This window comes from Streptomyces sp. NPDC056527, from assembly GCF_042794475.1.
GTDB lineage: Bacteria > Actinomycetota > Actinomycetes > Streptomycetales > Streptomycetaceae > Streptomyces.
The window spans coordinates 1-24,232 of the sequence record NZ_JBHTTQ010000049.1 but is presented as its reverse complement, the minus strand read 5'-3'; the positions used below and the strand labels follow the sequence as shown (position 1 = coordinate 24,232).

Genomic DNA, 24,232 nt, shown 5'->3' with positions numbered 1-24,232 from the left:
AGACCCTCGTTTGAACATGTTCAACAGAGGGTCGGGGAGGGGTGGGGAAATCCCTAGGCGGTGGGGGAGCCGGACGCTTAGAGTGACGGCCGATGCTCTCTTATGACGTGGCCGGTGAAGGCCCTTCCACAGTTGTCCTGCTCCACTCCGGCGTCTGCGATCGGAGGATGTGGGACGCGCAGTTCGCGGCACTGGCCGCCGCCGGCCACCGCGTGGTGCGCTGCGACCTCCGCGGCTTCGGTGAGACCCCGGTCGACCGCTCGTTCACCCACTGCGACGACGTCGTGGAACTCCTCGACGCCCTCGGCGTCGAGCGGGCCGCACTCGTCGGCTCCTCCTTCGGCGGCGAGGTCGCCCTGGAGACCGCCGTGCGCCACTCCGGCCGTGTCTCCGCACTCGCGCTGCTCTGCTCCGGCATCCCCGACTTCGACCCGAGCGACGAACTGCGCGCCTGGGGCCGCCGCGAGGACGAGCTGCTCGAAGCGGGCGACGTGGACGGGGCGGTAGCGCTCAACGTCGACACCTGGCTCGGCCCGGAGGCCGACGACGAGGCGCGCGAGCGTGTACGGGTGATGCAGCGCCGCGCCTTCGACGTACAGCTCGCCGCCCCCGAGGAGTTCGACCGGGTCGACGCCGGGGTGGCGTCGGCGGAGCTGACCGGGATCGCCGTGCCGTCCCTGGTCGTCTCCGGAGCCCACGACGTGCCCGACTTCCGGGAGATGTCGGCCCGCCTCGCGACGCTGCTGCCCGGCGCCCGTCACGTCGAACTGGAGTGGGCGGCCCACCTCCCCGCCCTGGAGCGTCCCGAGGAGACGAGCGCCCTGCTCGCCGACTTCCTGGCGGAGGTCAGAGCCCCCGGCGTATCCGTGAACTGATCGTGCGGTCGGTGATCCCCGCGTCGGCGGCGAGCAGGAACGCCCTCGAAAGGATCACCGACAGCATCCCGCCGTCCTCCTCGTACGGCAGGAACACCTTCTCCGGGGCCTGCGGCGAGCGGTCCGGCTCGATGTACAGAGTGTCGTCCTCGGGCTCCATCAGGACATTGCCCGAGCCCAGATGGATCCGGTACGCGCGCAACTCGCCGCGGACCCGCAGGAACCGGTCCGTCAGCTCCGTCCGGTCCGCGATCCCGGTGCGCGGCAGCAGCCGGGCCAGCGTCTCCCGGCGGATCAGGGCCGAAGCGGTCAGCTCGCCGAACGACCAGCTCTCCCAGTACCCGTCGTACGCCCGCTCCTCGCCGCGGTCCCGCCACTCCGGGTCCGCGCCGATGGACGACACCCCCACGAACAGGTCGACGTCCCGCAGCGCCTCGGACAGGACGAGCGCCGGTACGTCGGCCAACGCGACCCGTTCCCAGACGCCCCGCGCCCCGGCCGAGGCCGCGCGGCGCTCGAAGCGGACCTGGTCGGTCGAGCACAGCACGGCGACCCCGCCGGCGGACGTGCCGGCGTCGACCAGCCCCACGAAGAACCGGGCCCGCCAGAAGGCCCCCTCGCCGACCGGTAGGTCACCGGGGCGCGGCAGCTCCCGCACCATCTCGGAAGAGCCGCCGTCCCCGAAGTACCCCAGGTGGTCACCGGTCCAGCCGCGCTCGGTCATCAGCGCACGCGCCTGGCCGTAGCGCAGGATGTGCCCGGCGAAACGGTTGGAGTAGGAACCGGTCGCCACTTCGGCCGGGGCGAGCGGATAGACCTCGCGGAAGACCTGCTTGAACGGCTGGCGCAGCTCCCGTTCCGTCATCTCGGCCCGCCACTCGGCCACTTCCTCGGCCTCGGTCCGGATCGGATGCCACAGGCGCAGCCGGGACCCGGGGGAGACGGGGATCGCCGTGCCGTCCGCGCCGGCCAGCGCCCAGCCGCCGCCGGTCCGCTCCGGCACCCCGGCCGTCCAGCGCTCGTCGGCGTCCGGGGAGACCTCCCACAGCAGCGCGCGGGCGGCGGAACCGGTCACGGGGTGGTCGATGTAGTACCGCTCCCAGTCCTCCGCCGGCCAGGTCGTGCCCGCCGCCAGATGCTCCTCCAGCCGGGCCCGCTCCACGGCCATCAGGGTCCGCAGCTCCTTCAACGCGGCGCGGAGCGGTGCCAGTCGCTCGCCGTACCTCTCCCGGGCCGCCTTCGGGGCCGACTTCAGCACCCTGCCCTGGGGGCCCCGGAACGACAGCGAGGCCACGCCGGGCTCCTGCACGGAGAGCACCGCCGTGTACTCCCCGAGCGCCTCCTCCCGCATCCCCCGGCCGTCGAGGCCGTGCGCCGGCACCCCGCGCTCCCGCAGCATCCCGGGCGTGAGCCCGGACCGCGCCGCGACGGCCTCCAGGGCCTTGGCGGCCGCTTTGAGTACCGTCCGGTTGCGGACCTTTCCCTTGACCCGCCCGAGCCACTGGACGGCCCTCTCGCCGCCCCGGCCCTCGTACTCGCCCAGAACGGCGACGGCCGTGGAGGCCAGCGGCTGACTGCGGCACTCGCCGCCCGAGCCGCCGGCACCCGTGCCCGCGTGGAGCGCGACGGCGCCGGTCAGAGCGACGGCCCAGTCCGTGTCCAGGTCGAGGGCCGCCCACAGCAGGCCCCGCACGAGGCATGTGTTGGAGTCGCCCACGAGGCCCCAGCCCCTCATGCCCCAGGGGTTGAGATCGGTCACCGCGTGTTCGGGCTGGGCGGCGATCCCCTCCAGCAGCCGCCGCACCAGCTCCGCACCGGACTCGGTCTCCGCCAGCAGCGCCGAGGCCCGTCTGCGCCACGTCCTGGTGGCCCTGACCTTGTCCATGAGGGCACAGTGCGCGAGGAACGCGGAGACCCCCGGGCCCGCGAGCAACTCCGCATGCGCGGCGCGCATCGCCGGACCGTAGTCGTCGTGGGCGTCGAGCAGATGCCGGGGCAGCCGGCCCTCGAAGACCGGCGTCTCGCGGCGCAACAGCGCGTCGACCCGGTCGCGTATCTCCGCGAACTCGTCGCTCCGGTAGACGCGGAGGTTCTCGGCCGTCCGGCGCAGCATCCGCACCCGCGGCCGGTCGAACTCCTCGGCCTGCTCGGCGGCCGACAGCGCGAGCGGCGCCAGGGCACGGAACCTGCTCTGCAGCTCGTACGGGGAGACCGCGGCATCGTTCCCCGACAGCCGCGCGAGCAGCACGTCGGCCTCCGCCGTCGACCAGCCGAGCTCCTGACCGGCGAGATGGTCCAGTGCGCTCGCGACGACCGGATCGGTGCGCCGGCACATCCTCCCGTGGAGCAGCAGCGCGCTCTCCCGCCGCCCCGCCGTGTCCAGCCTGTCCAGGAACTCCCGCACCCGGTCCGACTCCAGCGCCGCTTCCAGCCCGCTCTTCACGCTCGTGTCCCCCACCATGCGTACGACGGTAGGGGACTCTACTGACAGCGCCGCCCCGACCCCTCAGCGGAACGCCCGTACCCCCGGGACCAGCGCCGTCCCCAGGCAGCAGCCGCCGACCACCACGGCGGCGGCGATCAGCGGAACCTCGGCGCCCCAGGCGGAGGCGGCGAGTGGGGCCAGGACGTAGCCGAGCGGCATGGCGGCCAGGGAGAGGAGCCAGTCGTAGGAGGTGACACGGGCCAGGGCGTGTGCGGGGATGGCCTGTTGGACGGCGGTCTCCCAGACGGGGGAGAGGAAGCCGAGGCCGGCCTGGGCGATCCCATACGCGGCGATGGTCACCGGCGCGGGGGCGGGCACGGCGAGCAGGAGCAGCGGCAGGGCGTACGTGGCGAGGCCGAGGTTGGCCATGAGGACGGGGCGCCGGGGGCGCACGCGGTGGGCGAGCAACGAGCCGAGCAACAGGCCCACCGCGCCGGTCTGGAGGAACGCCCACCACACCCCCTTGCCGCCGAGCTGGGTGAGGGCGATCGACGGGCCGAGGGTCATCAGGACGGCGGCAGCGCCGTTCCAGGCACCGTGGCCGACGAGGCTGGTCCAGTACCAGTCGCGGGACCGGACCTCCTGCCAGCCCTCCCTGAGATCGGCGCGCAGCGAGCGGCGAGGGATCGGTACCCGCTCCACCCGTACGGCGAGCAGCAGCAGCGCGCTGATCGCGAACGTCGCCGCGTCCAGGACGAACGCCCACCCGGCGCCCGCCGTCAGGATCAGCGTGCCCGCGAGGGCCGGCCCGCCGATGCGGGTGGCGCTCCGGGCGATGCCCATGGCCGCGTTGGCGGGCTGGAGCGCATCCGGGGCCACGGTCCCCTTGACGAGGGGCGACCCGGTCGGCATCGAGAACGCGCCGGCCGCGCCGCCGACGACCTCGGCGGCGGCGATGACCCAGAGGGAGGGAGCACCGCTCAGCAGCTGGGCGCCGACGAGGAGTTGGGTCGCGCAGCGGACGAGGTCGGTCGTCAGGGCGACCGTACGGGCGTTGAAGCGGTCGCCGACGACTCCGCCCACCGGCAGCAGGAGCAGCTTGGGGACCATCGCGCAGGCCAGGACGAGCGCGAGCGCGGAGGACGAGCCGGTGGCGTCCCAGACGGCGATGGCGAGAGCGGCGGGGATCGCGGCGTCGCCGAGGAGGGACAGGGTCCGGCCGATGAAGAGCAGCCGGAACGAGGGGGTGCGCAGCGGGTGGGGGAGGGCGGCGGGCGGGGACACGGGTGCCGTGCCGGCAGGGGAGGCGGGCATGACCGCGAGAGTATTTCGGTACCGAATGATTCGTCAACGAAATATTCGGTGTCGAAGGGCTCGCGATCGCGACGTACGATCGACTCATGGAGCCGACCGAGCCCTCGGGGCCGCCGCAGCGGGACTGGACCGACGAGCACGTGGCCCAGTGGCAGCCCGTGCTGCCCGGCCTCGACCCCGTCGTGGAGGGCGCGGTCACCCGGATGAAGAAGCTCTCCGTCCATCTGCGGCGGGTGCGCGAACAGTCCCTCGTCGACTTCGACCTGGAGCGGTACGAGTTCGACACCCTCCACAAGCTCGCGGGCCGCGGCGGCAGCGCCGCACCCTCCGAACTGGCCCAGGACCTCGACCTCGCCCCCGCCTCGGTCACCGGCCGCCTCGACGCCCTGGAGAAGCGCGGCTTCGTCCGCCGCACGCAGTCCACCACCGACCGCCGCCGCGTCGTCGTCGAACTCACCGCCTCGGGCCGCGAGACCTGGCTCGGCGCGATGGACGTCCTCGGTCACGAGGAGTACCGCCTCCTGGGAGTCCTCGACGAGGACGAGCGCACCCTCCTCAACGACCTGCTCCGCCGGATCATGGTCGCGGCAGAGGCTCCGCCGGACGGCTCTCTCGAGGCTCGTACCCCTTGAAGCCGGCCTGCGCGATCCGGATCACCCGGGCCACCTCCTGGTCCGCGTCCTCGCCGGTCGGAAGCGTGGAGTACACCACCACCCGCTCCAGGTCCGGCGTCGCGAACACCCCGCTCGTATAACCGTGGTTGGTGCCGGTCTTGCCCCAGACCAGCGGGCCGCCGTCGGGGAGCCGGATGCGCGTCAGACCGCCGTAGCTGAAGCTCGCGCCGGGTATGGGCGGAGTCGTGAACAGCAGCTTCCGCTCGGCGGGTTCGAGCAGGTCACCTCGTATCAGGGCGTTCATGAAGCGCGTGAGCTCCGGGGCGGTGGAGACCATGCCGCCCTCGGCCCAGGCCCAGTCGTCGGCGGGGAGCGAGGTGTGGCGCAGGCCGAGGGGGCGCAGCACGCGGTCACGGAGCTCCGCACCGTACGTCCGGCCCGTCACCTTCTCGACGACGAGACCCGCGATGAAGTAGTTGATGCCGTTGTACTGGACGGTCGCGCCCGGAGTCGTCGGGGTGCCGCAGGACACGGCGGAGGTCACGATCTCCACCGGTGTCCCGGGCTTGAAGCACTCCGGCTTCTGCAGACCGCTGCTGTGGCTGAGCAACTGCCCGACGGTGATGGGCGCGTACGAGGCGGGCAACAGGCCGGGCAGAAGCTCCTGGACGGTGTCGTCCAGCGACAGTCGGCCCTCGCCGACGAGTTGGAGCACCATGGACGAGGTGAAGAGCTTGGTGACGCTGCCGATCGCGAACGGCGCGTCCGCCGGCGCCGTCCACTCGCCCGCGGTCCCGCTCCACCGCCCGTCCCGCCCGGAGACCTTGACCATCGCCCCGCGCACATAGGCGTCGGGCAGCCCGGCGAGGGCGGCCCGCAGGGCGGCCGGGTCGACGGTCCCGCGCGACGCGCCGTGCGCATCGGCCGGTGTCGCGACCGAGATCGTGGCCAGGGGTGCGGCCGATGCCCCCGTGCGGAAGCCCGGTGTCGCCGCCGTGGCCGGTACGGTCGCCGCGAGGACCCCGACGAGGGCGGCTCCGGTCGCCGCCGTCATCGCCCAACCCGACCTGCTGATCCGTGAGTTCGTCATGGATCAAGAATCCCGCCGGATGATCGTCCGGCCCATCGGGGAAGACCCCGGCCGGCCCCCGACCCGACCCGGAAGGGATCCCCTGCCCGGACCCTGACACCGGGCAGCGGCGAGCCACCGCCCGAGCCGATCCCTACATGCTCAGCGAGCGCGCGTAGTTGAGCTGTGCCATCACCCGGTGCATCGTGTCCGGGCCGGTCGCGGGAATCATCGTGGCGTGGTGCCGGCCGCCGCTGGTCACCGTGACCTGGATGAAGCCGGTGGTCGTCTTCTCCTTCATCAGAAGGAACAGCAGGCCCAGCAGACAGAAGATGAAGAAGATGACGGCCAGCACGATCGCGACCGTGGGCATCTTCTCCTCGGTCCGCGACATGTCCATCGCGTTCCACACCGCGCCCTTGAGGGGCATCGCACCGGCCGGCGTGATGATCTGGTCCCCGACGATTGTGATGTCCCCGAGGCTCAGCACCGGCGCGCCGCCGCCCTGCACCACAGGCGCATGCTGCGGCGGCACCGGGACACCCGGCATCGTCGGCTGGTACTGCTGACCCGGCACACCCGGCTGCGGATACCCGTAACCGGGCGCCCCCGCCTGCTGGTCGGGACCCCACTGGTACTCGCCGCTGTCCTTGTAGGGGTTCGGCTCGCTCATCTCTCCCCGTCCTCCGTTGTGAAAGCCCGCTGACGAAAAAGCCCGCCTCTGCACGCTGAGCGTACAGAAGCGGGCTTCCCCGCAGTGACCAGGTGTCAGAAGCGGCGCGTGATCAGCGCACGCTTCACTTCCTGGATCGCCTTCGTGACCTCGATGCCACGCGGGCAGGCGTCCGTGCAGTTGAACGTCGTACGGCAACGCCACACGCCGTCCTTGTCGTTCAGGATCTCCAGGCGCTGCTCGCCCGCCTCGTCACGCGAGTCGAAGATGAAGCGGTGCGCGTTGACGATCGCGGCCGGACCGAAGTACTGGCCGTCGTTCCAGAAGACCGGGCAGGACGACGTGCACGCCGCGCACAGGATGCACTTGGTGGTGTCGTCGAAGCGCTCGCGGTCCTCGGCCGACTGCAGACGCTCGCGCGTCGGCTCGTTGCCCTTGGTGACCAGGAACGGCATGACGTCCCGGTACGCCTGGAAGAAGGGCTCCATGTCGACCACGAGGTCCTTCATCACCGTGAGGCCCTTGATGGCCTCGACGGTGATCGGCTTCTCGGGGTTGATGTCCTTGATCAGCGTCTTGCAGGCGAGCCTGTTCTTGCCGTTGATCCGCATCGCGTCCGAGCCGCAGATGCCGTGCGCGCACGAGCGGCGGAAGGTCAGCGTGCCGTCGACGTCCCACTTGATCTTGTGGAGGGCGTCGAGCACACGCTCCTTCGGGTCGATCTCGATCTGGAAGTCCTCCCAGACCGACGCGTCCGACACCTCGGGGTTGAAGCGACGGATGCGCATCGTGATCGTGATGTACGGGGAGGCGGCGGACTCCGCCTCGACCTTGTCCAGTACGGGGGTAGCCATCAGTACTTACGCTCCATCGGCTGGTAGCGGGTCTGGACGACCGGCTTGTAGTCGAGACGGACGGTCTCGGAGCCGTCCTCGCCGACCTCGCGGTACGCCATGGTGTGGCGCATGAAGTTGACGTCGTCGCGGTTCGGGTAGTCCTCGCGGTAGTGACCGCCGCGGGACTCCTTGCGCGCCAGGGCCGAGACGGCCATGACCTCGGCCAGCTCGAGCAGGTTGCCCAGCTCGATCGCCTCCAGCAGGTCCGTGTTGAAGCGCTTGCCCTTGTCCTGGATGGACACGTTCTCGTAGCGCTCGCGCAGCTCGGCGATCTTCTCGACGGCCGTCTTGATCGTCTGCTCGGTGCGGAACACCATCACGTTGGCGTCCATCGTCTCCTGGAGCTCGCGGCGGATGTCGGCCACCCGCTCGTTGCCCGTGGAGTTGCGCAGCTTCTCGATCTGCGCGACGACCAGCGACTCCGGGTTCTCCGGAAGCTCGACGTAGTCGTGCTTGGCGGAGTACTCGGCGGCGGCGATGCCGGACCGCTTGCCGAAGACGTTGATGTCGAGCAGCGAGTTGGTGCCCAGACGGTTGGCGCCGTGCACGGAGACACAGGCGACCTCGCCGGCCGCGTACAGGCCCGGGACGACGGTGGTGTTGTCCGCCAGGACCTCACCCTCGACGTTGGTCGGGATGCCGCCCATGGCGTAGTGCGCGGTGGGCTGGATCGGGATCGGGTCCGTGTACGGCTCGATGCCGAGGTACGTACGGGCGAACTCGGTGATGTCCGGCAGCTTGGCGTCGAGCTGCTCCGGCGGAAGGTGCGTCAGGTCGAGGTAGACGTGGTCGCCCTCGGGACCGCAGCCGCGACCCTCGCGGATCTCCGTGTAGATGGAGCGCGAGACGACGTCACGGGACGCGAGGTCCTTCATGACCGGCGCGTACTTCTCCATGAAGCGCTCGCCGTCCTTGTTGCGGAGGATGCCGCCCTCACCACGGGCGCCCTCCGTCAGCAGGATGCCCATGCGCCAGATGCCCGTCGGGTGGAACTGGAAGAACTCCATGTCCTCCAGCGGCAGACCGCGGCGGTAGCAGGCCGCCTGGCCGTCACCCGTCAGCGTGTGCGCGTTGGAGGTCACCTTGAAGAACTTGCCCGTGCCGCCGGAGGCGTAGATCACGGCCTTGGCCTGGAAGATGTGGATCTCGCCGGTGGCCAGCTCGTAGGCGACCACACCGGCGGACTTCTTGACGCCGTCGACCTCGGTGATCAGCTGGTCCAGGACGTAGAACTCGTTGAAGAACTCCACGCCCTCCTTGACGCAGTTCTGGTACAGCGTCTGGAGGATCATGTGGCCCGTGCGGTCCGCGGCGTAGCAGGACCGGCGGACCGGCGCCTCGCCGTGGTTGCGGGAGTGACCGCCGAAGCGGCGCTGGTCGATGGTGCCGTTCGGGGTCCGGTTGAACGGCAGACCCATCTTCTCCAGGTCGAGGACGGCGTCGATGGCCTCCTTCGCCAGGATCTCGGCGGCGTCCTGGTCGACCAGGTAGTCACCACCCTTGACCGTGTCGAAGGTGTGCCACTCCCAGTTGTCCTCCTCCACGTTGGCGAGCGCGGCGGCCATGCCGCCCTGCGCCGCGCCCGTGTGGGAGCGGGTGGGGTAGAGCTTCGTCAGCACGGCGGTGCGGCTGCGCTTCGTCGACTCGATGGCGGCGCGCATACCGGCGCCACCGGCGCCGACGATGACGGTGTCGTACTTGTGGATCTTCATGACGTGGATTACCTCAGCCCCGTGCCTAGCGGATGTTCGGGTCGAAGGTGAAGATCACCAGCGTGCCCAGAAGGATGGTGAACACCGTGGCGGTGTACAGCAGGCCCTTGAGCCACAGGCGCGTGTTCGGACGCTCCGCGTAGTCGTTGATGACGGTGCGGAGGCCGTTGGCGCCGTGCAGCATGGCGAGCCACAGCATCAGCAGGTCCCAGGTCTGCCAGAACGGGGACGCCCATCGGCCGGCCACGAAGGCGAAGCCGATCTTGGAGACGCCGCCGTCGAGGAAGAGCTGGATCAGCAGGTGGCCGAGGACCAGGACGACGAGGACGACGCCCGAGAGGCGCATGAAGAGCCACGCGGCCATCTCGAAGTTGCCTCGGGTCGCCCGCGGCGTCTTGCCGGTGCGCTTGCGGGGGGCCTCGATATACGGGGCCGGGTTGTCCACGTCGTAGTGGGCCGCGCCCTCGACGGGACCGATCGCGGAAGTGGTGTCAGCAGACATGTCTGGCGTCAGCTCCCGAACAGTTCACGTGCGGCGTGGCCGAGGACGGGGTACAGGGATCCCGCCATCAGCACGACCCAGATGCCCACGACGGTCCAGAGCATCTGCTTCTGGTAGCGCGGGCCCTTGGACCAGAAGTCCACGGCGATGACCCGGAGGCCGTTCAGCGCGTGGAAGAGGATGGCGGCGACGAGGCCGTACTCGAGGAGTGCGACGATCGGCGTCTTGTACGTGGCGACCACTTCGTCGTACGCCTCGGGGGAGACGCGGACGAGAGCGGTGTCCAGCACGTGTACGAACAGGAAGAAGAAGATGAGGACGCCGGTGACTCGATGAGCCACCCAGGACCACATTCCTTCCCGGCCGCGGTACAGCGTTCCAGCCGGCACGGAAAAACCCTCCGGGAGCGGGGATCAGGGTCGGCCGGCTTCAGTGTCGGTCTGACCCGGCCGGGTACGGTCCACCGGCCCCGGTCATCGTAGCGACGACTTGTCGGTTCGCTCGCGCGGGGTCCATAGGTGTGATCAAAGTGGCACGGACGGACTATCGGCTGGGCGGGAATCGCCGCATTCCGGACGGAATCACGAGCCGGCGATTCCGAACGTGAGGCGGGCGCGGGCGAGCCGGCGGAGCTCGTCGGCGGCGATCACCCGCTCCTCCTCCGGTTCGTTGCCGAGCCGTGACCGGATGCCGGCGAGGACCTGATCGAGGCGTTCACCGGGGCGAACGCCGTCCAGGCTGATCACGAAGGCGTGCCCGAACCTGCTCTCGTACGCCGCGTGGGCGGCCCGCAGGGCGGTGTGCGCCGCGGGCGGGGCGTCGGGGTGCGGCGCGGCGGAGGACTCGGCGGCCAGCGCCTCGTCGAGGTCGGCGGCGGACAGGTCGTAACCGGCCTCGTCGCCGGCGGCGAGCAGCGCGTCGAGCGTGGGGTACGGCCGGTGTGCGGTCACCCGTTCGGCCCAGCGGCGGCTGTGGCAGCAGGAGAGGAGCAGCTCCTCGGCGAGCGAGGCCGGGGCCACGTTGAAGCGCCTGAGACCGGCGATGTGGCGGGGGCTGCCGTGCTGGGCAGGTATCGCGGGAGTGGCGGCGGAGCCCAGGTTCCGGGAAGAGGCACGGGTGTCGCTGGTCAGCGTGGACTCCGGGAAAGGTGGGGTGGGTGTGACGCAACGTTATCGATGAGCAGATGGAACTGTCCGAAGGATGCGCGAATTTCACCCGGAAGGGAGAGTTTCGGAACGTACGCGTGACGTTTCGGCGTCGCCGCACGACCCCGAATGGCCCTACCTCGCTCCCTGAGGGAGGATTCCCAGTGATGCGGTACGCCATACGAGGGCCCCGTGTGGGCCCGACCCTCCTCGCGGCCGCGGTGGCACTGGCCACCGTGACGGCCTGCTCCGACGGCTCCTCCTCCGGCCCCGGCGGGCCCACGTCCGGAGCCGGAACGCTGTCGTCCGTGACCAGCGCGGCGCCGGAGCCGAGCCCCACGCCCACCCGGACGTACCCGCTCTCCACCGCCCCGCTCACCGTGCCGGCCGTCCGCGCCCACGAGGCGGCCCGCGGCCCCGGCTGGCGCCCCACGCCCGAGGGCGGTGTCGTCATCGCGCGGGGCAGCGAGGGGCTGGCGGACGAGGGCCGGCTGCTCGCGGGGGAGCTGAAGATCGCGTACCGGGGTGCCGTCGCCGCACGCGCGGGCGATGTCGAGCTGGCGCTCGGCGGGAAGGGCGCCCCCGAGTCGTACACGCTCACCACCCGCGACGACCGGGTCCGGATCACCGGCCCCGACCAGGCCGGGGTCTTCTACGGGACCCGCACCCTCAAGCAGTCGGTGAACGGCTCCGGCGCGATGCCCGAGGGCGTCGTCACCGACGCGCCCGCCAAGCCCCAGCGCGGGCTGAACCTCGACATCGCCCGCAAGTTCTTCACGGTGGAGTGGATCGAGGCCCGGCTTCGGGAGATGGCCGACCTCAAGCTCAACCAGTTCGGTCTGCACTTCTCCGACGACCAGGGCTTCCGGATCGCCTCCGACACGCACCCCGAGATCGTCTCGGCCGAGCACCTCACCAAGGCCGAGGTGCGGCGGATCCTCGCCCTCGCGCAGACCCTGCACATCACCGTCGTGCCCGAGATCGACTCGCCCGGACACCTCGGCGCCGTCCTGCGCGCCTACCCGGACCTGCGGCTGCTCAATGTCCAGGGCGTTCCGCGTCAGGGGGCCATCGACATCTCCAAGCCCGCATCGGCGCGGCTCCTGGACGAGCTGCTGCGCGAGTACGCCGACCTCTTCCCCGGCGGCTGGTTCCACGTCGGCGCCGACGAGTACCAGGCGCTGACCGTCCGCTCCCCGGAGACCTCCTATCCGCAGTTGGCCGCGGCGGCGCGCGAGAAGTACGGGCCCCAGGCGCGGGTGCAGGACCTGGCGGAGGGCTGGCTGAACGACCGCGCTGCCGTGGTGCGGGGCGAGGGCAAGGTGGCGAAGGCCTGGAACGACGGCTTCTTCCGGGGCGGGGTCGTCCACGCCGCCAAGGACATCGAGGTCGAGTACTGGACCGGCAAGGAGATCGGCGCCCGGCCACCGACCGAGTACCTGGCCGAGGGGCGCAAGGTCGTGAACCTCAACGACGAGTTCCTGTACTACGTCCTCGGCGAGCCGAACCAGTTCACGTACCCCACCGGCCGTCGCATCTACGAGCAGTGGACCCCGCTCGTGCTGCGCGGCACGACCCCCGTCCCGGCGCGGTACGGACCCCAGATCCTGGGCGGCCGGTTCGCCGTCTGGTGCGATCTGTCCCGGTCGCAGACGCAGGCGCAGGTCGCCGACGGGATCCGGATGCCGCTGACGGCGACGGCGCAGAAGCTGTGGGACGAGCGGAAGCCGACGATGACCTGGGAGCAGTTCAGGACCCTGGCGACGAACGTGCGCTGAGCAGGCGGGAGTACGCTCCCCCAGCGCGGCGGCCGCCCGGGCCGTCCCGGTGCCTCGGGGAGGGGCGCCGCTCACCTGTGGGGGTCTGCTCCTTCATGCTCCGCAATCCCGTTGGCCTGTCGTACGCCGTCGTGGCGCTGCTCGCTGCGATGGTCCTGTCGGACGTGTTCCTCATCCTTTCGGCGCTTCGGGTGTGGCTGCTGATGGCCGACGGTCCCGACGCGACGGGCTTCACCCACCTGGGCGTCGATGCCACGACGTGGGTCCAGGCGCTGCTGGCGTTGCCGACCGAGATCGTCTTCATCGTCTGGTTCTTCCGGGTCCGGCGGAACGCCGGCGTCTTCGCTCCCGACCTCCACCGGGGCGGCCCCGGCTGGGCGATAGGCGCCTGGTTCGTGCCGATCGCCAACTTCTGGTGGCCGCGGACCGTCGCGGCCGGCACCTGGCGGGCGAGCCGCCGGGACCCGTACGGCGACGGCAAGGAGGAGTCGCTCGCCCTGCTCAACTGGTGGTGGACGCTCTGGATCCTCTCCGTGCTCCTCGGGATGTTCGCGAGCGCGGTGTACGACGACGCCGACCAGGCCGTCGAGTTCGCTGCCGGGGCCCGGCTGCTCATGGCGTGGGCGGCCCTGGACATCGTCGCCGCCGTCCTCGCGATCCTCTTTGTCCGGCGTTTGACCTCTATGCAACACCGCAAGGCCACTGGCATGATTCCGGCCGCGCAGTGACGTAATCACGCCAAGCGGCGCAGTAAGGGGCAGTACTGCGTCCGCAACGGGAGGCATCCATGAGCCTGCTGGAACTGATCGACCGGGCCGACGAGCGGAGTCTGGCGGCCGCCGGGCTCGCCTGCCTGGACCGGTGTCTGCCGCTGCTCGCCCCCGAGGGCGGGGAGGTGCTGCGGCCCGTCTGGGCGGCGGTCGCCCGCGGCGACGGCGGGGCCTGGGGCGAGGCGATGGCCAAGGCCCGGGTCGAGCTGGGCGGCGACGCCGGCGACGAAGCCGTGGCCGGGCTCGTACGGGAGATGCTGGACGCCGCGCCCGCGGAGTGGGCCGAGGCGCCGCTGCGCGAGTGGGCCTCCGAATGCTCCGTCACCGCGCTGGCCCTGCACGGCCGGTACGACGCGGCCGAGGTCACCGACGAGTCGATCGCGCGCTGCCGGGCCGGGGACGGCGCCGGCGCGGGCCCGCTCCTCGCGGGCGAGCTGCGCCGGCAGGAGACCGTCCTCGAATCGGTCGCGCACGGGCCGACCGGTCTGCGCCGGGCCCGCGAGCTCTCCACGGAGGGCGGCCGGGTGCTCCGCGCGGTGGTCTCCCGCCGGGCCCGCACGGCCTGACGGTCCGAGAGGGCGTCCGCGCCGGCCGCGAGCTCTCCACGGAGGGCGGTCGGGTGCTCCGCGCGGTGGTCTCCCGCCGGACCCGCACGGCCTGACGGCGTCGAAGGACGGACACGGCCGGGCACCCCTCGGGGGCCCGGCCGTCGCCGTCACGTCTCCTGACTCATTCCTGAGCCTGAGTCATTCCGTCGGCTTCACCGCGAGCTGTTCGATCGCTGCCGCGATGTCCGCCTCCGCCCGCGCCTTGTCGAGGCCGAGGCCCGTCAGGACACCGTCGCCGTCCTCGAACTCCAGCAGCGCCAGCAGGATGTGCTCCGTGCCGACGTAGTTGTGGCCGAGCCGGAGCGCCTCCCGGAAGGTCAGTTCCAGGACCTTCTTCGCCGCCGCGTCGTACGGGACGAGCGCGGGCACCTCGGCGACCGCCTCGGGCAGCGTCGGGGTGACCGCCTCGCGCAGCGCCTCCGGCGTCACGCCCTGCGCGGTCATCCAGTGCATCGCGATCCCGTCGGGCTCGGCGAGCAGACCGAGGGCCACGTGCCCGGTGCCGATCTCGGCGTTGCCCGCGGCCGTGGCCTCGTTCTGGGAGGCCACCACCACGTTCCTGGCCCGGGGGGTGAAGCGGCTGAACCCCGCGTTCGGGTCCATCTTCTCCGCGTCAGGATCCTTGGGGACGAAGCGCTTCTGGGCCGCCTGCCGGGTGACGCCCATGCTCCTGCCGATGTCGGTCCAGGAGGCGCCGGAGCGCCGTGCCTGGTCGACGAAGTGGCCGATCAGATGGTCGGCGATGTCGCCGAGGTGGTCCGCGGCGATCACCGCGTTCGACAGCTGGTCGAGCGCGTCGGTGTTGGTCTTCTTGATCGCTTCGATGAGGTCGTCGAGCCGGACGGGGATGGTCATGCCGACTGGTTTCGTCATAGAGGCAACCCTAGGTTGACACTCCAGGGGTGTCAACCATCGGTTGACAGTTCAGTGGGCGTCATGATGATCGCCATGACGACGACGAGCGATCCCACCGCACCCGGCCTCACCGCCGACGACCTCGAGCACGCCGTCCGCCTCTCCCTGACCACCCTGCGCGGCGCCGCGGCCGCGACCGCCGCCGCCGACTGGCAGCGGCCCGCCGGCGCTCTGACCTGGAGCTGCTGGGAGACCGTCGAGCACCTCGCCGACGACCTCTTCGCCTACGCGGCCCAGCTCGGCCTCGACGCACCGGCGCTCGACACCGAGGTGCCCTTCCTCTGGGAGCGGCGCCGCGAGGGCGGTCCCGCCAACGTCACGTACGCGAATCCCGAGACCGGGACCGCCGGGCTGCTCCAGGTGCTGGAGTCGTGCGGCGCGATGCTGACCGCCGTGGTCCGGACCGTCCCCGCGGACCGGCGCGCGCACCACGTCTTCGGCCGCTCCGACGCCGAGGGCTTCGCGGCCATGGGAATCGTCGAGACCCTCGTCCACACCCATGACATCGCCACCGGCCTCGGCGTCCCGTTCCACCCGCCGGCCGGTCTCTGCGGCCAGGTGCTCACCCGGCTCTTCCCCGACGCCCCTGCGGACGCGGACCGCTGGCCGACCCTGCTGTGGGCCACCGGCAGGGGTGAACTCCCCGGGCGCGAACGGCGCACCTCCTGGCGCTGGTTCGCCGCGCCGAGGGAGCCGGAGGCCACGCACGGCCCGTCGCTGTGACCGCGAGGCGGCTCTGACCTGGCAGTGTGACCAGCGCCACCTACGTCACCTGTGACACTTACGCCCCTCAGGTCGCTTGGTTGGGCATGTACCGGGAATCCGAACCCGCGCCGGCCATGCCGTCCGCCGACGGAATGCGCACCTACGTGACCCAAGTCGTCGAGCGGCTCACGGCCAGGAGCCGGCTGCCGCTCGACTACTCCGTCGCCAGCCTCCGCCTGGTCGACCTGATCGTCGACGGGCTGCGCCGCGACCAGCCCGACCGCGAGCGCGTCGACCGCACCCTCCAGGCCCTGGGCGCGTACACCGGGGAGGTGATCGTGCGCCGGGCCGGTGCGCGGTGGGTGGACTTCGACGAGGGGCAGCGGGAGTTCTTCCGGCAGCCCGTCGGGATACGGATGCCCGACGGGCGGGCCTGGAACCCGCTCGGCAAGGTCGTCAACCGATTCGAGACAGGTCCGGAGGAATCCGTACAGCGCTTCTATCTGCTGCTGCACGGGCGGGCCAGGACTCCTGTGCGCTGTCTGTGAACCAGTGACGTTTCCGGGGCCTCGCGCGCTGAAGGAAAGGGGGATGGCGCGTCGCGCCCTGCCTCTTGGGGGGCATGGGCACGGTGTGCCGTGCCGAGTCGGTACGAAGAGGGCGGCGTGGGCGCGTACGACGCGGAACTGGGGATCCTTGTCGAGCGTGCGCAGCGCGGGGACGAAGACGCCTTCGCCGAGGCGTACCGTCTGGTGCATCCCGGACTGCTCGGCTACGTACGGGGTCTGGTCGCAGAGGACGCCGAGGACGTCGCGTCGGAGGCCTGGCTGGAGATCGCCCGGGACCTCGGACGATTCCGTGGCGACGGGGCCGGATTCCGCGGCTGGACCGCGGCGATCGCCCGCAACCGGGCGCTCGACCATCTGCGCCGGCAGCGCCGGCGGCCCCGCACCTCCTTACTCGAGCAGGACGTACTGGAACTGCCCGGCGGTCACGACACGGCGGCCGCCGCGCTGGAGAGGCTGTCGACGGAGCAGGCGCTCGCCCTGGTCCGCAGCCTGCCGCGCGACCAGGCCGAAGCCGTGCTGCTCAGGGTGGTCGTCGGTCTGGACGGCCCGGCGGCGGCGCGCGTCCTGGGCAAACGCCCCGGGGCGGTCCGCACTGCGGGCCACCGGGGCCTGAGGAGACTGGCGGGACTGCTCGCCGCCGCGGAGCCGCCGCGACGGCGGAAGGATGGGACATGACACGCGAACCGGACCCGCTCGCCGCCGCGCTGGGCGCGGCGCTGCGGGGTGAACAGGACGGTGCCGACGCGGGCGAGACCCGGGCGCGCGAGGCCTTCCGCGCGGCGCGGGACACCGAGGGGCGCGCGGTGCGCCGCACCAGACGGCGGGACGACTGGCGACCGGTGCCGGTGCGCGGACGGTGGCGCGGCCCCCTGCGCACCACCGCGTTCGGCGTCGCCGCAACGGTGCTGCTCGGCGGTGTCGCCGTGGCCGCGTCCGGAACCCTCGACCCCGCCCCGCCGACCCCCGCTCCCGCGCCGGAGAAATCCGAGGCGCCCGAGGCGAGCCGCAGCGCGTCGGCCTTCCCACCGTGGTGGGCGACGTGCCGAACGGGCCCCCGGACGACGGCGCGCACCGGACCCGGGGCATGTCCAAGGGCGTGGTCGGGAACAAGGGCATGAAGAAGGACAAGGGCAAGAGCCGGGGCGCGGTCGGGAACAAGGACGTGGCCAAGGGCAAGGCCAAGGGGCTCGGCCAGGCGAACCGTCCGCAGGCGAAGGGTCAAAAGCCCTGAACAGGGGGCGAAAAGGAGGACGACCGGGGCCGCCACCCCCCACAGGAGAGGCCCCGGTCGCCGTCCGCCGGAGCCGCAGCACGGCCCCGTACTCCCTACAGCGCCGAGGATGCGTTTTCTGTCACACCGTCCGGCACCCCTAGAAGGTTGCAGGTTGTACAAAGACCGGACGAACATGGACGTGGCGACGGGGAAGGACGTAGCGTGCTGATGCGCGCCGGCTGGTGCGGTGGTGATGACCAGCCGCGATGACGAACAGGTTGTGGGGATTGCTGGGGGACGACGCGGAGCTGACAGCCGCGGTGCTCGCTGCGCAGAACGGGGACGAGGACGCCTTCCGTACTGTGTACCGCGCCGTGCATCCCCGGCTGCTGGGCTACATACGCACGCTCGTCGGTGAAGCCGACACCGAGGACGTCGCCTCGGAGTCCTGGCTCCAGATCGCGCGCGACCTCGACCGCTTCAGCGGCGACGCGGACCGGTTCAGGGGCTGGGCGGCCCGTATCGCCCGCAACCGCGCGCTGGACCACATCCGGATGCGGGGCAGACGGCCCGCCGCGACCGGAGACGAGACCGAACTCACCGACAAGCCCGCCGACTCCGACACCGCGGACGAGGCCCTGGAAGCACTGGCCACCGGCCACACCATGAATCTGATCGCCCAATTGCCGCAGGACCAGGCCGAGGCCGTCGTCCTGCGGGTCGTCGTCGGCTTGGACGCCAAGAGCGCCGCCGACACCCTGGGGAAGCGCCCCGGCGCGGTACGCACCGCCGCGCACCGAGGGCTCAAGCGCCTCGCCGAACTCCTCCACTCCGAGGGCGACGGCAGCGGGACCCCGCTCGGCGGCGTACCACCGCAACGCGGTCGCAGACCGGGGGCGTCCGCCCCCGGTGGTGTGACGCAATCGCGTGCGCGGACGCAGAAGGACATGTGATGGCCGACGAGCGGTACCAGTGGCTCGACCAGGAGGCTTCGGAGCGGTTGCTCCGTGGCGAGCCGGTCGACGCCGTCGACGATCACGCCCGTGAGCAGGCCGAGCGCCTCGCCGAGGCCCTCGCGTCGGCCCGGTTCGTGCCCCTCGCCGTACCGGTGGACGCCGAGCTCCCCGGCGAGGAGGCCGCCCTGGCCGCCTTCCGCAAGGCCACCGCCGAGCGCTCCCTCGCCACGTCCCCGTCCCTCTTCGCGCCCGGCGCCGCCGAACTCGGCGGGGTACGGCTCGGGCGGGCGCCCGCCGCCCGGCAGTGGGGACGCTCGCTGCGGTACGGACTGGCCGCCGCGGTCGCCGCCGTCGCCGTCGGCGGTGTGGCCGTCGCCTCCGGCACGGGCATGTTGCCCTTCGACGACCGGGACCGCCCGCCGCCGGCCGGTTCCGTCTCGGCCGTGGAGATACCCGAGCCGGTCGCCTCGGGCTCCCCCGACGAGGGTTTCGGTACGGGCATGCCGTCGGCGCCGTCCACGGGAGGGGACCGGACGCCCGGCGCCTCCCCTTCACTCTCCCCGCCCCCGGCGACGCCGGGCTCCGGCGGTGACGGGGGCGACGACGACGCCACTCCCAAGCCCGGAAAGACGACGGATCCCGCGGACCGGGACCGGGACGGCCTCTCCGCCAAGATCGTCAAGGCGTGCCAGGACTTCCGTGCCGGCCGCCTCGACGACAGCTCCCAGCGCCGGCTCACGGACTCGGTGCGCAAGGGCGAGACCCTGCGGCGCTACTGCGACCGCGTCCTGGCCGGCGGCGGCACGAGCGGATTCACCAGGGAACCGTCCACCGACTCCTCGGGCGGCCGGGGCGACGACAGCTCCTCCGGAGAGGGCGAACGAGCGGGAGCCCCCTCCGGCACCGGTGGCAAGGGCCGCCACGAGAACCGCGGCAAGGCCCGCGGCGACCATCGCGTCGAGGACCGTGACGACCGCCGCGGCGACGGCCGGAACACCGGCCGCGACCACCGTTCCGACCGCTCCCGGGACCTGGCGTAACACTTTTCGGCCCGTCGGCGCAGTACTGAGTGAGCCGACTGGTCATCGGCCGCGCAGAGAGCCGGGGTTCCCCCCGTACCTTCGGCTCCGCGCACCCGGCGCGGGTGGGACACGTTCCCCCGGTCCCACCCGCGCCCTTTCTTCTACCGCGTCCCTACCAGTGGACGACGACCTTGTCGCCGACCTTCACCTGGTCGAAGAGCGCCGCGAGCTTCACCTTGTCCCGGACGTTGACGCAGCCGTGCGAGGCCCCGTTGTAGCCGCGGGCCGCGAAGTCCGACGAGTAGTGCACGGCCTGGCCGCGGCTGAAGTACATCGAGTACGGCATCGGCGTGTGGTACAGCTTCGACCAGTCCTGGCGGACCTTGCGGTCGACCTGGAAGGTGCCCTCGCGGGTCGGGGTGTTCTCCGAGCCGAAGCGGACGTCCATCGAGGAGACGACCTTGCCGTCGATCATCCAGGCCAGCGTCCGGCTCTCCTTGCTGATGCACAGCACGCGGCCGGTCATGCAGCGCTCGTCCGGCTTGTCCAGCTTGTTGGTGGTGGACGGCTTGAGCTCGTCGGCCGTCGGCTTGTGCGTCATCGCCAGCAGCCGCTGCCAGGTGGTCTCGTCGACCGAGCCGGTCTGCGGCAGCTCCCGCTTCTTCTGGAAGGCCTTGACCGCGCCCCCGGTCATCGTGCCGTAGAAGCCGGTGGGCGCGCGGTCGAAGTAGCCGACCTGGCGCAGCCGCGCCTGCAACTCGCGCACCTTCGCGTTCTCGTCCCCGTCCTTCATCAGGACCTTGGCGGCCGGCTGCGGCGAGGTGGGGGAGGAGCTGGGCGTGGTGGACGGCTTGTCGTCCGTCGTCGGCGTACCGCTCGGCTCGGCCGTCGGAGAGGTCGGGGCCGGCGCCGAGGACGAGCTCGACGGCGCGCCGGTCGTCGACGACGTGCCCCCGCCGCCGGCCGCCTGAGCCGTACAGCTGGTGGCGAGTGCCACGGCGGCCAAGGCCAAGAGTGCTCTGGGTATGACGGACGAACGGCGCATCGGAAGCCCCCCGGAATGTGTCTGTGTACCTATTGGATGCTTCCCGTGCCCGCTTGGTTGCGCACCTGCCGCAAGTACGGAGGATGCTTGTGGGGAAGGTCCCGGCGCGCGGCGCTCCGACGGCCGCGGGCGGCCGCTACAGTCCGCCGCGAGGGTCGGTACCGCGGAGCAGGTCGAGCGGAAGGCACAGCAGATGGCGCGCGAGTCGGAGTCGGGGCTCCCCATCGAGCCGGTCTACGGACCGGACGCCCTGGACGGGTGGGAGCCCGCGGAGAAGCTCGGCGAGCCGGGCTCGTACCCCTTCACGCGAGGCGTGTACCCGTCCATGTACACCGGCCGCCCCTGGACCATGCGCCAGTACGCGGGCTTCGGCACCGCCGTCGAGTCCAACGGCCGCTACAAGCAGCTCATCGCCAACGGCACGACGGGCCTCTCCGTCGCCTTCGACCTGCCGACCCAGATGGGCCACGACTCGGACGCGCCGATCGCGCACGGCGAGGTCGGCAAGGTCGGCGTGGCCATCGACTCCATCGACGACATGCGCGTCCTGTTCGACGGGATCCCGCTGGACAAGGTCTCCACGTCGATGACCATCAACGCCCCCGGCGCCCTCCTGCTGCTCCTCTACCAACTCGTCGGCGAGGAGCAGGGCGTCCCGGCGGACAAGCTGACGGGCACCATCCAGAACGACGTGCTCAAGGAGTACATCGCCCGCGGCACGTACATCTTCCCGCCCAAGCCCTCGCTGCGGCTGATCGCGGACATCTTCAAGTACTGCAGGACCGAGATCCCGAAGTGGAACACCATCTCGATCTCCGGCTACCACATGGCCGAGGCCGGTGCCTCGCCCGCGCAGGAGATCGCGTTCACCCTCGCCGACGGCATCGAGTACGTCCGTACCGCCGTCGCCGCCGGCATGGACGTGGACGACTTCGCGCCACGGCTCTCGTTCTTCTTCGTGGCCCGTACGACGATCCTGGAGGAGGTCGCCAAGTTCCGGGCGGCCCGCCGGATCTGGGCGCGGGTGATGAAGGAGGAGTTCGGCGCGGAGAACCCCAAGTCGCTGATGCTCCGCTTCCACACCCAGACCGCCGGTGTGCAGCTGACCGCCCAGCAGCCGGAGGTCAACCTGGTGCGCGTCGCCGTCCAGGGGCTCGCGGCCGTCCTCGGCGGCACGCAGTCGCTGCACACCAACTCCTTCGACGAGGCCATCGCCCTGCCGACGGACAAGTCCGCCCGGCTCGCGCTGCGCACCCAGCAGGTCCTCGCCTACGAGACCGACGTGACCGCCACCGTGGACCCCTTCGCCGGCTCGTACGTCGTGGAGAGGATGACGGACGACGTCGAGGGCGCCGCGCTGGAGCTCATGCGGAAGGTCGAGGACATGGGCGGCGCGGTCGACGCGATCGAGCGCGGCTTCCAGAAGAACGAGATCGAGCGCTCCGCGTACCGCATCGCGCAGGAGACGGACGGCGGCGAGCGCGTCGTCGTCGGCGTCAACCGCTACACGGTCGACGTCGAGGAGCCCTACGAGCCGCTGCGCGTCGACCCGGCGATCGAGGCCCAGCAGGCCGCGCGGCTGGCCGGACTGCGCGCCGAACGCGACCAGGCGGCCGTGGACGCGGCGCTCGCCGAGCTGAAGAAGGCGGCCGAGGGGACGGACAACGTCCTGTACCCGATGAAGACCGCGCTCAAGGAGCGGGCCACCGTCGGCGAGGTGTGCAACGCGCTGCGGGAGGTCTGGGGGACCTACACCCCCTCCGACGCGTTCTAGACGATTCCGCTTCGCGCCGGGCGATTCCGCATCGCGAAACACGAGAGCGGACTGTCGTACCCACGTGCGAGACTCCGTTTCATGCTGGGAGTCACCGATCTGCCGACCTATCTCGCGGGCCTCGTCCTCATCATCCTGCTGCCGGGGCCGAACTCGCTGTACGTGCTGTCCGTCGCCGCCCGCAAGGGCACCCGGACCGGATACAAGGCCGCCGCCGGCGTCTTCACCGGGGACGCGGTCCTGATGACGCTGGCCGCGCTCGGAGCCGCCTCGCTGCTCCAGACCACCCCCCTGCTCTTCATGATCGTGAAGTACGCGGGCGCGGGCTATCTGACCTGGATGGCCATCGGCATGCTGCGGGCCGCGTGGGGGATGTGGCGCGCCCGTGGCGAGCTGACGGCCGAGGAGCCCGAGGCGGCCTCGGCCGCCGCCGGGGAGAACCCGTACCGCCGTGCGCTGATCATCAGCCTCTTCAACCCGAAGGCGATCCTCTTCCTGATCTCCTTCTTCGTGCAGTTCGTGGACCCCGGATACGCCTACCCGGCCCTGTCCTTCCTGGTGCTCGGCTCGCTCCTGCAGCTCGGCAGCTTCCTCTACCTCACGACGCTGATATTCGGCGGGACGCGGCTCGCGGCCGCGTTCCGGCGGCGCAGGCGGCTCTCGGCCGGGGCGACCTCGGCGGCGGGCGCGCTCTTCCTCGGCTTCGCGGCCAAGCTCTCCCTCAGCAGCGCCGCCTGACCCCTCGGCGGTACCGCCTTGACCCTGACACCGTGTGAGGCCGTTCCGTAGGGGGCGTCATGTTCACCATCGGAGACTTCGCCCGGCACGGGCGGGTGTCGGTCCGGATGCTGCGCCACTACGACGCCATCGGGCTGCTGCACCCGGCCCATGTCGACCCGCACAGCGGCTACCGCTTCTACGAGGCCGACCAGCTGGCCCGCCTCAACCGCGTCATCGCGCTCAAGGAGCTCGGCTTCACCCTCGAACAGGTGGGGTCGATCCTCGACGAGCAGGTCGGCGCGGAGGAGCTGCGCGGCATGTTGCGGCTGCGCCAGGCCGAGCTGGAGACGGCCCTGGCGGAGGCGGCGGGACGGCTGGCACAGGTCGGCGCGCGGCTCCGAGCCATCGAGAGCGAGGGACACATGTCCACGCAGGACGTCGTGATCAAGAAGGTTCCGCCGGTGCGGCTCGCCGAGCTGAGCGGAGTGGCGGCAGGATTCGGTCCGGGCGAGATCGGCCCGGTCATCCAGCCGCTGTACGAGCGGCTGTGCGCGGCCCTGGAGGCCGCGGACGTGACCGGCTTCGGTCCCGGGATCGCGTACTACGAGGACGCGGGCCGCGGCGACGGCTCGATCGTCGTGCACGCGGGGATGACGATCCCGGCCGGAGCCGAGCCGGCGGGAGTGGACATCGTCGTGCTGCCGGGCCTGGAGGAGGCGGCCACGGTCGTCCACCGGGGCCCGATGGACGACATCCTGCCGACCGCCCAGACCCTGGCCACCTGGATCGACGCCCACGCCTACCGCTCGGCGGGCTATGCCAGGGAGCTGTATCTGGAGTGCCCGGACGACAAGGCGAAGTGGGTGACGGAGCTCCAGGAGCCGGTCGTCCGCGCGTAGCCGTGAGGCGGAGGGGGTGGGGCCCGCGGGCCC

The 24,232-nt window shown here is 71.5% G+C and carries 26 protein-coding genes; 15 read left to right on the top strand and 11 right to left on the bottom strand.

The window, feature by feature from the left end; translation table 11 throughout:
- Positions 1-92 precede the first annotated feature (92 nt).
- The gene (locus tag ACFQ7Q_RS22785) at positions 93-875 is read left to right on the top strand and encodes an alpha/beta fold hydrolase (protein ID WP_383558164.1); all 783 of its coding nucleotides are present in this window, start codon (positions 93-95) and stop codon (positions 873-875) included.
- Here the strand turns inward: ACFQ7Q_RS22785 and ACFQ7Q_RS22780 are convergent.
- Positions 847-3,336 (bottom strand): DUF4132 domain-containing protein, encoded by a 2,490-nt coding sequence (locus ACFQ7Q_RS22780; protein ID WP_383558162.1) that lies wholly within the window; start codon positions 3,334-3,336, stop codon positions 847-849. The two genes, ACFQ7Q_RS22785 and ACFQ7Q_RS22780, sit on opposite strands and share 29 nt — an antisense overlap.
- Positions 3,337-3,381: 45 nt before the next feature.
- Positions 3,382-4,614 carry an MFS transporter gene (locus ACFQ7Q_RS22775; protein WP_383558160.1) on the bottom strand — a complete coding sequence of 411 codons (1,233 nt, stop codon included), beginning with the start codon at positions 4,612-4,614 and terminating at the stop codon, positions 3,382-3,384.
- Positions 4,615-4,700: 86 nt separating this feature from the next.
- On the opposite strand from ACFQ7Q_RS22775, the gene ACFQ7Q_RS22770 reads away from it, so the two are divergent.
- Entirely contained in the window at positions 4,701-5,246 is a 546-nt protein-coding gene (locus ACFQ7Q_RS22770) for a MarR family winged helix-turn-helix transcriptional regulator (RefSeq protein ID WP_383558157.1), read from the top strand.
- Here the strand turns inward: ACFQ7Q_RS22770 and ACFQ7Q_RS22765 are convergent.
- The 7 genes from ACFQ7Q_RS22765 to ACFQ7Q_RS22735 form a co-directional block, all read right to left on the bottom strand.
- Positions 5,191-6,318: a serine hydrolase domain-containing protein gene (locus ACFQ7Q_RS22765; RefSeq protein ID WP_383558154.1), complete on the bottom strand. Its 1,128-nt coding sequence runs from the start codon at positions 6,316-6,318 to the stop codon at positions 5,191-5,193. The genes ACFQ7Q_RS22770 and ACFQ7Q_RS22765 overlap by 56 nt on opposite strands.
- 133 nt (positions 6,319-6,451) lie before the next feature.
- On the bottom strand, positions 6,452-6,970 hold the full coding sequence (locus tag ACFQ7Q_RS22760; protein ID WP_383558151.1) for a hypothetical protein: 519 nt from the start codon (positions 6,968-6,970) through the stop codon (positions 6,452-6,454).
- A gap of 95 nt (positions 6,971-7,065) precedes the next feature.
- Positions 7,066-7,824, bottom strand: a complete 759-nt coding sequence (locus ACFQ7Q_RS22755) for a succinate dehydrogenase iron-sulfur subunit (RefSeq protein ID WP_329116894.1) — start codon at positions 7,822-7,824, stop codon at positions 7,066-7,068.
- A complete protein-coding gene (gene sdhA / locus ACFQ7Q_RS22750; RefSeq protein ID WP_383558147.1) occupies positions 7,824-9,578 on the bottom strand; it encodes a succinate dehydrogenase flavoprotein subunit in 1,755 nt (584 codons plus the stop codon). The genes ACFQ7Q_RS22755 and sdhA overlap by 1 nt, the downstream gene beginning before the upstream one ends.
- A 25-nt stretch (positions 9,579-9,603) precedes the next feature.
- Positions 9,604-10,080, bottom strand: coding sequence for a succinate dehydrogenase hydrophobic membrane anchor subunit (locus ACFQ7Q_RS22745; protein ID WP_383558145.1), 477 nt, complete (start codon positions 10,078-10,080; stop codon positions 9,604-9,606).
- 8 nt (positions 10,081-10,088) lie between these two features.
- Positions 10,089-10,469: a succinate dehydrogenase, cytochrome b556 subunit gene (gene sdhC / locus ACFQ7Q_RS22740; protein WP_015035721.1), complete on the bottom strand. Its 381-nt coding sequence runs from the start codon at positions 10,467-10,469 to the stop codon at positions 10,089-10,091.
- Positions 10,470-10,661: 192 nt separating this feature from the next.
- On the bottom strand, positions 10,662-11,177 hold the full coding sequence (locus ACFQ7Q_RS22735; RefSeq protein ID WP_383558234.1) for a 2-oxo-4-hydroxy-4-carboxy-5-ureidoimidazoline decarboxylase: 516 nt from the start codon (positions 11,175-11,177) through the stop codon (positions 10,662-10,664).
- 215 nt (positions 11,178-11,392) lie between these two features.
- Here ACFQ7Q_RS22735 and ACFQ7Q_RS22730 point away from each other — a divergent pair, with 215 nt between their 5' ends.
- The 3 genes from ACFQ7Q_RS22730 (at position 11,393) to ACFQ7Q_RS22720 (ending at position 14,339) form a co-directional block, all read left to right on the top strand.
- A complete protein-coding gene (locus ACFQ7Q_RS22730) occupies positions 11,393-13,003 on the top strand; it encodes a glycoside hydrolase family 20 protein (RefSeq protein ID WP_383558143.1) in 1,611 nt (536 codons plus the stop codon).
- 95 nt (positions 13,004-13,098) lie between these two features.
- Positions 13,099-13,731, top strand: coding sequence for a DUF4328 domain-containing protein (locus tag ACFQ7Q_RS22725; protein ID WP_383558140.1), 633 nt, complete (start codon positions 13,099-13,101; stop codon positions 13,729-13,731).
- Positions 13,732-13,790: 59 nt separating this feature from the next.
- Positions 13,791-14,339, top strand: coding sequence for a hypothetical protein (locus ACFQ7Q_RS22720; RefSeq protein WP_383558138.1), 549 nt, complete (start codon positions 13,791-13,793; stop codon positions 14,337-14,339).
- Between the two features lie 180 nt (positions 14,340-14,519).
- On the opposite strand, the gene ACFQ7Q_RS22715 is transcribed toward ACFQ7Q_RS22720, so the two are convergent.
- Complete coding sequence (locus tag ACFQ7Q_RS22715; RefSeq protein ID WP_383558136.1) at positions 14,520-15,254, bottom strand: Clp protease N-terminal domain-containing protein; 735 nt, start codon at positions 15,252-15,254, stop codon at positions 14,520-14,522.
- Between the two features lie 66 nt (positions 15,255-15,320).
- Here ACFQ7Q_RS22715 and ACFQ7Q_RS22710 point away from each other — a divergent pair, with 66 nt between their 5' ends.
- The 6 genes from ACFQ7Q_RS22710 to ACFQ7Q_RS22685 all read left to right on the top strand — a co-directional run bounded on the left by ACFQ7Q_RS22710 (position 15,321) and on the right by ACFQ7Q_RS22685 (position 19,779).
- A complete protein-coding gene (locus ACFQ7Q_RS22710) occupies positions 15,321-16,019 on the top strand; it encodes a hypothetical protein (RefSeq protein WP_383558232.1) in 699 nt (232 codons plus the stop codon).
- 86 nt (positions 16,020-16,105) lie between these two features.
- Positions 16,106-16,549: a hypothetical protein gene (locus ACFQ7Q_RS22705; protein ID WP_383558133.1), complete on the top strand. Its 444-nt coding sequence runs from the start codon at positions 16,106-16,108 to the stop codon at positions 16,547-16,549.
- A gap of 117 nt (positions 16,550-16,666) precedes the next feature.
- Complete coding sequence (locus ACFQ7Q_RS22700; protein ID WP_383558131.1) at positions 16,667-17,245, top strand: RNA polymerase sigma factor; 579 nt, start codon at positions 16,667-16,669, stop codon at positions 17,243-17,245.
- On the top strand, positions 17,242-17,688 hold the full coding sequence (locus ACFQ7Q_RS22695) for a hypothetical protein (RefSeq protein ID WP_383558129.1): 447 nt from the start codon (positions 17,242-17,244) through the stop codon (positions 17,686-17,688). The genes ACFQ7Q_RS22700 and ACFQ7Q_RS22695 overlap by 4 nt, the downstream gene beginning before the upstream one ends.
- Before the next feature lie 382 nt (positions 17,689-18,070).
- Entirely contained in the window at positions 18,071-18,736 is a 666-nt protein-coding gene (locus tag ACFQ7Q_RS22690; RefSeq protein ID WP_383558230.1) for an RNA polymerase sigma factor, read from the top strand.
- Positions 18,736-19,779, top strand: a complete 1,044-nt coding sequence (locus ACFQ7Q_RS22685; protein ID WP_383558127.1) for a hypothetical protein — start codon at positions 18,736-18,738, stop codon at positions 19,777-19,779. Before ACFQ7Q_RS22690 ends, ACFQ7Q_RS22685 begins: the two co-directional genes overlap by 1 nt.
- Positions 19,780-19,933: 154 nt before the next feature.
- Here ACFQ7Q_RS22685 and ACFQ7Q_RS22680 read toward each other — a convergent pair whose 3' ends face one another.
- The gene (locus ACFQ7Q_RS22680; protein ID WP_383558125.1) at positions 19,934-20,554 is read right to left on the bottom strand and encodes a L,D-transpeptidase family protein; all 621 of its coding nucleotides are present in this window, start codon (positions 20,552-20,554) and stop codon (positions 19,934-19,936) included.
- Between the two features lie 46 nt (positions 20,555-20,600).
- Here ACFQ7Q_RS22680 and ACFQ7Q_RS22675 point away from each other — a divergent pair, with 46 nt between their 5' ends.
- The 4 genes from ACFQ7Q_RS22675 (at position 20,601) to ACFQ7Q_RS22660 (ending at position 24,199) form a co-directional block, all read left to right on the top strand.
- A complete protein-coding gene (locus tag ACFQ7Q_RS22675; RefSeq protein ID WP_383558123.1) occupies positions 20,601-20,732 on the top strand; it encodes a hypothetical protein in 132 nt (43 codons plus the stop codon).
- 267 nt (positions 20,733-20,999) lie between these two features.
- A complete protein-coding gene (locus tag ACFQ7Q_RS22670; RefSeq protein ID WP_383558120.1) occupies positions 21,000-22,580 on the top strand; it encodes a methylmalonyl-CoA mutase in 1,581 nt (526 codons plus the stop codon).
- 81 nt (positions 22,581-22,661) lie between these two features.
- Positions 22,662-23,318 (top strand): leucine efflux protein LeuE, encoded by a 657-nt coding sequence (gene leuE / locus ACFQ7Q_RS22665; RefSeq protein ID WP_383558118.1) that lies wholly within the window; start codon positions 22,662-22,664, stop codon positions 23,316-23,318.
- A 59-nt stretch (positions 23,319-23,377) separates the two neighbouring features.
- Positions 23,378-24,199 (top strand): MerR family transcriptional regulator, encoded by an 822-nt coding sequence (locus ACFQ7Q_RS22660; RefSeq protein WP_383558116.1) that lies wholly within the window; start codon positions 23,378-23,380, stop codon positions 24,197-24,199.
- The last annotated feature ends 33 nt before the right edge of the window (positions 24,200-24,232 follow it).